8 protein-coding genes are annotated in these 9,667 nt (G+C 64.4%); 2 read left to right on the top strand and 6 right to left on the bottom strand.

The window, feature by feature from the left end; genetic code table 11:
* Nucleotides 1-11: 11 nt before the first annotated feature.
* The 3 genes from BVH01_RS05090 to BVH01_RS05100 all read right to left on the bottom strand — a co-directional run bounded on the left by BVH01_RS05090 (nt 12) and on the right by BVH01_RS05100 (nt 3,355).
* Nucleotides 12-755: an SDR family oxidoreductase gene (locus tag BVH01_RS05090; RefSeq protein ID WP_075929297.1), complete on the bottom strand. Its 744-nt coding sequence runs from the start codon at nt 753-755 to the stop codon at nt 12-14.
* Nucleotides 752-2,146 carry an MFS transporter gene (locus BVH01_RS05095; RefSeq protein ID WP_075929299.1) on the bottom strand — a complete coding sequence of 465 codons (1,395 nt, stop codon included), beginning with the start codon at nt 2,144-2,146 and terminating at the stop codon, nt 752-754. The genes BVH01_RS05090 and BVH01_RS05095 overlap by 4 nt, the downstream gene beginning before the upstream one ends.
* A 267-nt stretch (nt 2,147-2,413) precedes the next feature.
* Nucleotides 2,414-3,355, bottom strand: coding sequence for a LysR family transcriptional regulator (locus BVH01_RS05100; RefSeq protein ID WP_075929300.1), 942 nt, complete (start codon nt 3,353-3,355; stop codon nt 2,414-2,416).
* A 115-nt stretch (nt 3,356-3,470) separates the two neighbouring features.
* On the opposite strand from BVH01_RS05100, the gene BVH01_RS05105 reads away from it, so the two are divergent.
* Entirely contained in the window at nt 3,471-4,649 is a 1,179-nt protein-coding gene (locus BVH01_RS05105) for a fumarylacetoacetate hydrolase family protein (protein ID WP_075929301.1), read from the top strand.
* A gap of 220 nt (nt 4,650-4,869) precedes the next feature.
* Nucleotides 4,870-6,654 carry an IlvD/Edd family dehydratase gene (locus tag BVH01_RS05110; RefSeq protein ID WP_075929302.1) on the top strand — a complete coding sequence of 595 codons (1,785 nt, stop codon included), beginning with the start codon at nt 4,870-4,872 and terminating at the stop codon, nt 6,652-6,654.
* 59 nt (nt 6,655-6,713) lie between these two features.
* Here BVH01_RS05110 and BVH01_RS05115 read toward each other — a convergent pair whose 3' ends face one another.
* The 3 genes from BVH01_RS05115 to BVH01_RS05125 form a co-directional block, all read right to left on the bottom strand.
* On the bottom strand, nt 6,714-6,917 hold the full coding sequence (locus tag BVH01_RS05115; protein WP_075929303.1) for a hypothetical protein: 204 nt from the start codon (nt 6,915-6,917) through the stop codon (nt 6,714-6,716).
* Nucleotides 6,914-7,126: a DUF4177 domain-containing protein gene (locus tag BVH01_RS05120; protein WP_073262301.1), complete on the bottom strand. Its 213-nt coding sequence runs from the start codon at nt 7,124-7,126 to the stop codon at nt 6,914-6,916. The genes BVH01_RS05115 and BVH01_RS05120 overlap by 4 nt, the downstream gene beginning before the upstream one ends.
* 87 nt (nt 7,127-7,213) lie before the next feature.
* Nucleotides 7,214-8,626, bottom strand: coding sequence for an amino acid permease (locus BVH01_RS05125; RefSeq protein WP_075929304.1), 1,413 nt, complete (start codon nt 8,624-8,626; stop codon nt 7,214-7,216).
* Nucleotides 8,627-9,667 lie beyond the last annotated feature (1,041 nt).

Here is a 9,667-nt window from a genome sequence, read left to right on the forward strand (position 1 = left end):
GTTCAAGACGATCAGATGCTCATGCCGCCATCGATCACATGCAGCGCACCGGTAGTGTATGAAGACGCGTCGGAGCCGAGGTAAAGCACCAGCCGGGCGATTTCCTCGGCGCTGCCGATGCGCCCCATGGGCTGGCGGGCGAGGAATTGCCCGTACACCTGTTCCTCGGCCACGCCCTGCAGCGCGGCCTGTTCGGCGATGCGCACACGCAGCGAGGGCGACTCCACGGTGCCTGGGCAAATGGCGTTGCAACGAATGCCCTGGGCGATGTAGTCGGCGGCCACCGCCTTGGTCAGGCCGACCACCGCCGCCTTGCTGGCGGTGTAGGCGCAGCGGTTGGGCACGCCCTTGATGCTCGACGCCACGGAGGCCATGTTGATGATCGATCCGCCGCCGCGGGCCAGCATGCCCGGCAGCGTGGCGCGAATCATCCGGTACATGGCGGTGACGTTGAGCTGCAGCGAGCGCTCCCAAGCGGCCTCGTCACACTCCAGAATGCTGCCGGCGTGCACGTAGCCCGCACAGTTGAACAGCACGTCGACCGCGCCGACCTGCTCGCTGAGCGCGGCGATGGCCTGGGGCGAGGTGACGTCGAGCTGCAGGGCGGTGAGGCCCGGCTCATCCTGCAACGTGCCGATCGCGATGTCGGTGGCGATCACCTCGGCACCCGCGGCCACGAAGGCCCGGGCGCTGGCCAGGCCGATGCCCTGGCCGGCGGCGGTGATCAGCACGCGTTTGCCGTGCAGCTCGTTCATGCTTTCTCCAGGGTCAGGTTGGTGGGCACTTCAGCCTGTGGCTTGCTGGCGGGTGTGCCGAGCATGCTGCGCGGGATGGCCATGATCAGCGCGCCGCTGACGAACAGGCAGCCAGCCAGCACGTAGGTGCCGTTGTTGATGTCGCCGGTCATGGTTTCCGCCATCGCGGTGATCATCGAGCCGGTGAAGCCGGACAGGTTGCCGAACGAGTTGATGATGCCGATACCGGCCGCCGCGGCGATGCCGGACAGCACGGTGCCGGGCAGCGTCCAGTAGATCGGCATCAGGCTGAGAATGCCGGAGGCCGCCACGCTCAGGAACAGCACCGAGAGCACGATGTCGTGGGCGAAGTAGGCGCTGAGCATCAGCCCAACGCCGCCGATGAAGGCCGGAATCGCGGCATGCAGGCGGCGCTCGCCGGTGCGGTTGGAATGCCGCGCATTGAGCAGCATCGCCACCGCGGCCACGCCGTAGGGAATGGCGGTCAGCAGGCCGATGTGCAGGCTGCTGGTGACGCCGGCGCTCTTGATGATCGACGGCATCCAGAACGCCAGCCCGTAGAAGCCGGTGTTGAAGGTCAGCAGGATCAGCACCAGCAGCCACACCCGCGGGTTGAGGAAGGCTTCGCTCAGGCGCGAGGCCTTGCCGGTGTTGTCCTGCTGCAGGTTGGCCTTGAGCATGGCTTTCTCAGCCGCGGACAGCCACTTGGCCTTGTCGATGTTGTCGCACAGGCAAACCACGATCACCACGGCCATGACGATCGACGGCAAGCCTTCGATCAGCAGCATCCACTGCCAGCCGGACAGCCCGTGCACGCCTTGCATCGCGGTCATCAGCCAGCCCGAGAGCATGCCGCCGAGCACCAGGCTGATCGGCAGCGCCAGCAGGAAGCCGGACATCACACGGCTCTGCCGGTGGGTCGGGAACCAGTAGTTGAGGTAGAGAATCACGCCCGGGAAGAAGCCAGCTTCGCAGATGCCGAGCAGGAAGCGCAGGATGTAGAACATGGTGCTCGACTGGATGCCGAAGAACTGCGCCAGGGGCACGGTGAAGGCCACTGCCATCGAGACGATGGCCCAGGTCAGCATGATGCGGGCGATCCAGAAGCGCGCGCCGAGGCGGTGCAGCAACAGGTTGCTCGGCACCTCGAACAGGAAATAGCCCCAGAAGAACATGCTCGCGCCCAGGGCGTAGACGGTGTTGCTGAACTGCAGGTCTTCGAGCATGTCCAGCTTGGCGAAGCCGATATTGACCCGATCCAGATAGGCCGCCATGTAGCACAGCAACAGGATGGGCAGAATGCGCAGGATGACCTTGCGGTAGGTGCGATCTTCGAAGGCGCTGTCGTGGTCGCGTGCAGACGCGGCCGGATTCTCGGTACGTGGTTGCATGGTGATAACCCTTGGGCATGCGGGCATGCCTGATTGTTTTTAGAGTTGGGCTTCGTCAGGCGGCGCCTGGCGACACTGCAGTTACAACGGGTGCGGCTCCTTGGCTGGTGGATGGGCCAGCCCGGCAGCTGGCGGCGCACCGCTGTGCAGGTATTCGACGGACATGCTGTCGATCCGACCGTGGTGGCGATGGCCGGTAATCTATGCCGCGGATCGATTCAATCCCAATGGCATTTGCTGATTAATCGATAACGCTTCGTTATCGAATTAATCCCGCTCGCGCTGTGCATTGGCGAGCAGGATGTCGGCGAACTCCCGGGCCGGGCCGAGCAGTTGGTCGCCCTTGCGGGTAAGAATCCCGTAGTCCTGAGGCATCAGGTAGAACGGCGTGTCGAGCTTCTTCAGCAGGCCGCCTTCCAGGTGCTCGACCACCATCGCCTCGGGCAACATGCCGATCATCGGGCCGCCCTGCAGCACCTTTAGAAAGGTCTGCATGGAGATGGTCTCGATGGTGTTGCGCGGCACCTGCACCTTGGCCTTGGCGAACACTTCCTCCATGCGCCCGCGGATCGGCGTGCCTTTGGGGTAGAGAATCCAAGGCCAGTTGACCAGTTGCTGCAGGGTCATCGGCCCGGCGTCGCACAGGGGGTGGCGGCTGTTGGCGACTATGCAGAACGGTTCCGGCGCCAGCGCCTGGAAGTCGTAGCGCTGCTGCTGGCTCTGCTCGGTGAAGCGGCCGATGGCCAGATCCAGGGTGCGCTCTTCGAGCATTTCCATCAGGTGGTCGCTGGTTTGCTCGACCACCTCGATGGCCAGCAGCGGCCAGCGCTGCTTGATCTGCACGATGGCCTCGGGCAACGCCACCGCCGTGGCGGCGAAGATGCCGCCGACCTTGAGGTGACCATGGCCGCCGGCGCTGAGGTTGTTGATCTGCTCGACGAAGGTGCGTGCATCGTTGAGCGCCAGGTGCGCATAACGCACCACCTGCGCGCCCAGCGGCGTGGGCTGCATGCTGCGCGGCAGGCGCTCGAACACGGCGAAGCCGAGCAGGCTCTCGATCTCCTTGAGCATCTTGCTTAGCGCTGGCTGGCTGAGGTTCATCTGCTGCGCTGCCAGGTGCATGTTGCGGGTGCGCCCCAAGGTGTCGATAAGGGTCAGGTGGCGGAATTTGAGCCAGTTGCAGAAGCTCGAGAACGACAGATCCGACATGGCCAGCTCCAGCGATTCAATAACGGCAGGTTATTGATAATTGAAAATATGCCATTGGAGTTTATCCACATCGCCGCCTAGCGTGCAGCTTTCATGCACTCCGGGATTCATCGCCATGTCGATCCGCCTCACCCCCGAAAACACCCTGCCCGCCGACGTTGCCACGGCCACGCTGATCGGCCGCGCCTGGATTCCCGGCGCCGTTGCCGGCCCCTCGCCCATCGTGCTGCGCGCCGACGGCGTGTTCGACCTGTCCGCGCGCTTCGCCACCCTTAGCCAGTTGCTGGAACTCGATGATCCGCTGCAGGCCGTGCGCGAAACCGCCGGCAGCTTCGTCGGCAGTATCGAGGCGCTGCTGGCCAACACTGGTGCCCATGCCGACCCAAGCCAGCCGTATTTGTTGGCACCGCTGGACCTGCAGGTGATCAAGGCCGCGGGAGTGACCTTCGCCGCCAGCATGATCGAGCGGGTGATCGAGGAAAAAGCCGCTGGCGACGCGAGCCGCGCCCAGAGCGTGCGCGCCATCGTGCGCGAGGCCATCGGCGACAACCTGCGCGCCGTGCGCCCCGGTTCGCCCAAGGCGATGCGCCTCAAGGAGCTGTTGATCGAGCAGAACATGTGGTCGCAGTACCTCGAAGTCGGCATCGGCCTGGACGCGGAGATCTTCACCAAGGCGCCGATCCTTTCGGCGGTGGGCAGCGCCAGCGAGATCGGCATCCACCCGATATCCCAGTGGAACAACCCGGAGCCGGAGGTGGTGCTGGCGGTCAACAGCCGCGGACAGATCCACGGCGCCACCCTGGGCAACGACGTCAACCTGCGTGACGTGGAAGGCCGCAGCGCGCTTTTGCTCAGCAAGGCCAAGGACAACAACGCCTCCTGCGCCATCGGCCCGTTCATTCGCCTGTTCGACGAACACTTCGACCTCGACGCCGTGCGCAACTGCGTGGTCGAACTGCAGGTGCAAGGCACCGACGGTTACCGGCTCACCGGCACCAGTTCGATGGACCAGATCAGCCGTGATCCGCAGGACCTGGCCAGGCAGACGCTCAACGCCTCGCACCAGTACCCGGACGGCTTCGTGCTGTTTCTCGGCACCCTTTTTGCCCCCACCGAAGACCGCGATCACCCAGGCAGCGGTTTCACCCATAAACTCGGCGACCGCGTGAGCATCAGCAGCCCGCGCCTCGGCGCCCTGCACAACCAGGTGACCACCAGCGACAAGGCCGCACCCTGGACCTTTGGCATCACCGCGCTGATCAACAACCTCAGCGCCCGCGGCCTGCTGGACTGATGCTTGTCCTTTTGGGGCACCTCTAAAAACGTTGGCGAGGCAGTCAGCGCAAGGAAAAACAGGCAAAAAAGCGGAGTTTACGTGCTGTAAATGAGCATTTTGATTGGACTCGCATTCGAGCCTGTTTTAACGCCGCGCTGACAACGCAGGTAGTTTTTAGAGCTGCCCAAGCCGATAGCCCAGCGCCACGCGATTCATTCAAGAACAAGAGAAACGAATCATGACCGATCCCAAACGCCCCCTGCGCAGCCAGCAGTGGTTCGATGATCCCGACCACGCCGACATGACCGCCATCTACGTCGAGCGCTACATGAACTACGGGCTGACCCGCGCCGAGCTGCAGTCGGGCCGGCCGATCATCGGCATCGCCCAGACCGGCAGCGACCTGACGCCCTGCAACCGCCATCACCTGGAACTGGCCCAGCGGGTCAAGGCCGGCATTCGCGATGCTGGCGGCATTCCCATGGAATTTCCGGTGCACCCGATCGCCGAGCAGAGCCGCCGCCCCACCGCCGCCCTGGATCGCAACCTCGCCTACCTGGGCCTGGTGGAAATCCTCCACGGCTACCCGCTCGACGGCGTGGTGCTGACCACCGGCTGCGACAAGACCACGCCGGCGTGCCTGATGGCCGCGGCCACCACCGACCTGCCGGCCATCGTGCTGTCCGGCGGGCCAATGCTCGACGGCCACCACAAGGGTGAGCTGATCGGCTCGGGCACCGTGCTCTGGCACGCGCGCAAGTTGATGGCCGCGGGCGAAATCGATTACGAAGGCTTCATGGAAATGACCACCGCCGCCTCGCCGTCGGTGGGCCACTGCAACACCATGGGCACGGCCCTGTCGATGAACGCCCTGGCCGAAGCGCTGGGCATGTCGCTGACCGGCTGCGCGAGCATTCCCGCGCCCTACCGCGAGCGCGGGCAGATGGCCTACGCCACTGGCCGGCGCATCTGCGAGCTGGTCATGCAGGACGTGCGCCCCTCGCAGATCATGACCCGCGAAGCCTTCGAGAACGCCATCGCCGTGGCCTCGGCCCTCGGCGCCTCGAGCAACTGCCCGCCGCACCTGATCGCCATCGCCCGGCACATGGGCATCGAGCTGAGCCTGGAAGACTGGCAACGCATCGGCGAGAGCGTGCCGCTGCTGGTCAACTGCATGCCGGCCGGCAAATACCTGGGCGAAGGCTTCCACCACGCCGGCGGCGTGCCAGCGGTGATGCACGAGCTGCAGAAGGCCGGGCGCCTGCACGAGGGCTGCATGACGGTCAACGGCCGCAGCATCGGCGAAATCGTTGAAGGCAAAGTGACCGGCAACCGCGAGGTGATCCTGCCCTACGACGAGCCGCTCAAGCACAGCGCCGGTTTCATCGTGCTCAGCGGCAACTTCTTCGATAGCGCGATCATGAAAATGTCGGTGGTCGGCGAAGCCTTCCGCAAGACCTACCTGGCCGAGCCCGGCAAGGAGAACTGCTTCGAGGCGCGGGCCATCGTCTTCGAAGGCCCCGAGGACTACCACGCGCGCATCAACGACCCGGCGCTGGATATCGACGAGCGCTGCATTCTGGTCGTACGTGGCGCTGGGCCGGTCGGTTATCCGGGCAGTGCCGAGGTGGTGAACATGGACCCGCCGGCGGCACTGATCAAACAAGGCGTCACTTCCCTGCCGTGCCTGGGCGATGGTCGGCAGAGCGGCACCTCGGCCAGCCCGTCGATTCTCAACATGTCCCCTGAAGCGGCGGTGGGCGGTGGCCTGGCGCTGCTGCAGACCAACGACGTGCTGCGCGTCGACCTCAACGCCCGTTCGGTGAACCTGCTGATCGACGACGAGGAAATGCAGCGCCGCCGCGCCGCCTGGAAGCCCAGCTACCCGGCGTCGCAAACGCCCTGGCAGGAGCTTTACCGCCAGTTGGTCGGCCAGCTCTCCACCGGCGGCTGCCTGGAGCCGGCCACCCTGCACATGCGCATCATCGCGCGCAGCGGCGGCATGCCGCGTCATTCGCACTGATGCGAAACAGCCCGCGGCAGCAGGGCTGCGGCGGGCTCTCTGGCCTTCGCCCAGAGGCGTCAACCGTCGAGAAAGCCGTCATCCTTGAGCTTGCGGTCGGCGCAGTAGCTGCGCACGGCCATCAGCACCAGCAGCAGGATGCCCGCGGTGAGAGTCACCTTGAGAAAGTGCTCACTGGACAGTACTGGCGCCCACAGCTGCACGATGGCCAGCAGCGACCAGCCGACGAAAATCAGCAGCGCGCCGGGCCCGGCGAATCTCATACGTCCTTCTCCATCACCACCACGTAGGCCTCGCGGCGCCACAGCAGCAACATGCGGCGGATGTCCTTTTCCATGGTCACCACGCGCCAGCCTTCACGAGCGTTGCGGTTGAGAAATTCGGTGAAACGCAGCGGGTTGACCTTGGACGCACCAAGCACCAACGAACCCAGCATGCCTTCCTGATAGATGACGACCTTGTACTCTTTCATTCGCTTCCCTTACCGATGAAGTAGCGGCTACTAAAAAGGGGCGCACTCTTCGAGTGCGCCCCTTTGCAGGCGATCATACCTGAACGGTCAGCGTGCGAGCGTCTTCTTCGCGCGCATGTGCACCATCACACCCAGCGCCACGACAACAGCCGCAGCCGCGCCGGTGGAGATGACCAGCACCTGGTATTCCTCGACGAACGCCATGGTCACCAGGGAGCCGACGATAAACAGGATCACCAGGTAGGTCAGCCAGGGGAACAGCCACATTTTCAGGCGGATGTCCTTGCCCTCGGCTTCCAGCTTGCGGCGCATCTTCAGTTGCGAGAAAGCGATCACCAGGTACACCAGCAGGGCGATCATGCCGGTGGTGTTCATCAGGGTGTCGAGCACGTCCTTGGGGCGCAGGGTTTCGCTGAAGTTGATCAGCGCCACGAAGATAGCCACCGAGCAGGAGGCGATGATCGCGAACACCGGCACGCCGGTCCCGGTACGGGTGATCTTCAGGAAGCGCGGCGCGTCGCCACGGGTAGACAGCGAGAACAGCATGCGCGAGGCGGTGTAGTGCGCCGAGATCATGCAGCTGCTCACCGAGGTCAGCACTACGAAGTTCATCACCAGCTCAGCGTAGGGAATGCCCAGCAGCTCCAGGGTGCGGCGGTAGGAACCGTAGCCGGACTGGGCCATCAGCGGGTCGTTCCAGGGCACCAGGCAGACGATCAGGAAGATCGAGCCGATGTAGAACAGGCACACGCGCCAGACCACCGAGTTGGTCGCCTTGACGATCTGGTTGGCCGGGTCCTTAGCCTCCGAGGCGGCAATGGTGACGATCTCGGCGCCGAGGAAGGCGAACATCACCCCGAGGATGGCCACCACCACCGACTCGATACCGTTGGGCATGAAACCCTGGGCGGTCAGGTTGCTGAAGCCCCGCGTCTCGCCGGTCGGCCATAGGCTGAGCACCGCCAGGGTGCAGACCGCCAGGAAGCATATGATCGCCACCACCTTGATCAGCGCGAACCAGAACTCGAACTCGCCGTAGTGCTTGACGTTGAAGAAGTTGATGCTGATCAGCACCAGGGTGGCGGCCAGCACGAAGACGTTGACGCTGACCTCGGGGAACCAGCCATTGAGGATGGTGCCCGCCACGTAGGCTTCCCAGGCCATGAGGATGACCCAGAACCACCAGTACAACCAGCCGATGGTGAAACCGGCCCAGCGGCCGATGGCGCGCTCGGCGTAGGTGGAGAACGAGCCGGTGTCCGGCGAAGAGGTGGCCATCTCACCGAGCATGCGCATGATCAGCACGACAAGAATGCCGCCCGCCAGGTAGGCCAATACCGCTGCCGGCCCGGCGCTGTGGATCACGCTGCCGGAGCCGACGAACAACGCCCCGCCGATCACACCGGCGATGGACATCATGGTGAGGTGCCGGGGCTTCAATGACGCACTGAGCTTGCTCTCAGGCTCCTGCTTTGCCTGTTCGGCTGATACCGCATCCATAGAAGGACTACCTCTTATTGATTTTGCTGGAAACAGTTGAAGCCGGACCGCTGTGCACGACGCCATGCGGCGCGCCAGCAGGCTTCGCTGTGTGATCGCTGTCCATGTGAGCGTTTCCGGATCCGGCGAGCCGGTCTCGGGCAACAGTTCCTTGCCGAAATCCATCCGGTTGAATCAGAAAAAGGCCCCGTCATCACCGTGACCGCCGAGCCATCTACCGCAGCGGTGCTGCCTGAAAAAGCGCCGGCACACCGAGTTTGAATGTTCGTTTTACTCCACATACCGGTGAGAATCACCGGCGCCCGGCCAGTGTTTTCGCCATCGAACCAGGCCCCTAAAGGCCGCTGTAACCCTTTAAACCAAGCCACAGACGGGCTTTACGACACGAGCGGACAAGCAAATGAAACCCGTTCGTTAAATTCAACGCGCCGGATGGTAACGGAAAATTTCCATTTGGGAATACTCCGCGCATGCAACGGGCGGATGGGCGGCACCGAGCGAATGCTGACCGCCAGGTTAGGAATCGGCGGCACAGAGCCAGCAAAACGGCGGCTGAGCCGCACTCGCGTAGGAGCCCCGACCCGGGGCGAATGGTGGGGCCAATGCCGGATCGCGGAATGGCCACGATCGCTTCGCGCCGAGGGCGACGCTCCCACAAAACAGCCGCGATACCCGCATTCGCGTGGGAGCCCCGACCCCGGGGCGAAGGGTGCGGCCTGCGCCGGATCGCAGAATGGCCACGATCGCTTCGCGCCGAGGGCGACGCTCCCACAAAACAGCCGCGATACCCGCATTCGCGTGGGAGCCCCGCCCCCGGGGCGAAGGGTGCGGCCTGCGCCGGATCGCAGAATGGCCACGATCATTTCGCGCCGAGGGCGACGCTCCCACAAAACAGCCGCGATACCCACACTCGCGTGGAAGCCCCGCCCCCGGGGCGAAGGGTGCGGCCTGCGCCGGATCGCAGAATGGCCACGATCGCTTCGCGCCGAGGGCGACGCTCCCACAAAACAGCCGCGATACCCGCATTCGCGTGGGAGCCCC

Source organism: Pseudomonas sp. PA1(2017), assembly GCF_001945375.1.
In the GTDB taxonomy this organism is placed as follows: Bacteria; Pseudomonadota; Gammaproteobacteria; order Pseudomonadales; family Pseudomonadaceae; genus Aquipseudomonas.

Excerpts from the sequence above, each read along its gene's own strand:
- BVH01_RS05095 (WP_075929299.1), bottom strand. The coding sequence starts at position 2,146 with ATGCAACCACGTACCGAGAATCCGGCCGCGTCTGCACGCGACCACGAC.
- BVH01_RS05120 (WP_073262301.1), bottom strand. The coding sequence starts at position 7,126 with ATGAAAGAGTACAAGGTCGTCATCTATCAGGAAGGCATGCTGGGTTCG.
- BVH01_RS05110 (WP_075929302.1), top strand. The coding sequence starts at position 4,870 with ATGACCGATCCCAAACGCCCCCTGCGCAGCCAGCAGTGGTTCGATGAT.
- BVH01_RS05105 (WP_075929301.1), top strand. The coding sequence starts at position 3,471 with ATGTCGATCCGCCTCACCCCCGAAAACACCCTGCCCGCCGACGTTGCC.
- BVH01_RS05090 (WP_075929297.1), bottom strand. The coding sequence starts at position 755 with ATGAACGAGCTGCACGGCAAACGCGTGCTGATCACCGCCGCCGGCCAG.
- BVH01_RS05100 (WP_075929300.1), bottom strand. The coding sequence starts at position 3,355 with ATGTCGGATCTGTCGTTCTCGAGCTTCTGCAACTGGCTCAAATTCCGC.
- BVH01_RS05125 (WP_075929304.1), bottom strand. The coding sequence starts at position 8,626 with ATGGATGCGGTATCAGCCGAACAGGCAAAGCAGGAGCCTGAGAGCAAG.
- BVH01_RS05115 (WP_075929303.1), bottom strand. The coding sequence starts at position 6,917 with ATGAGATTCGCCGGGCCCGGCGCGCTGCTGATTTTCGTCGGCTGGTCG.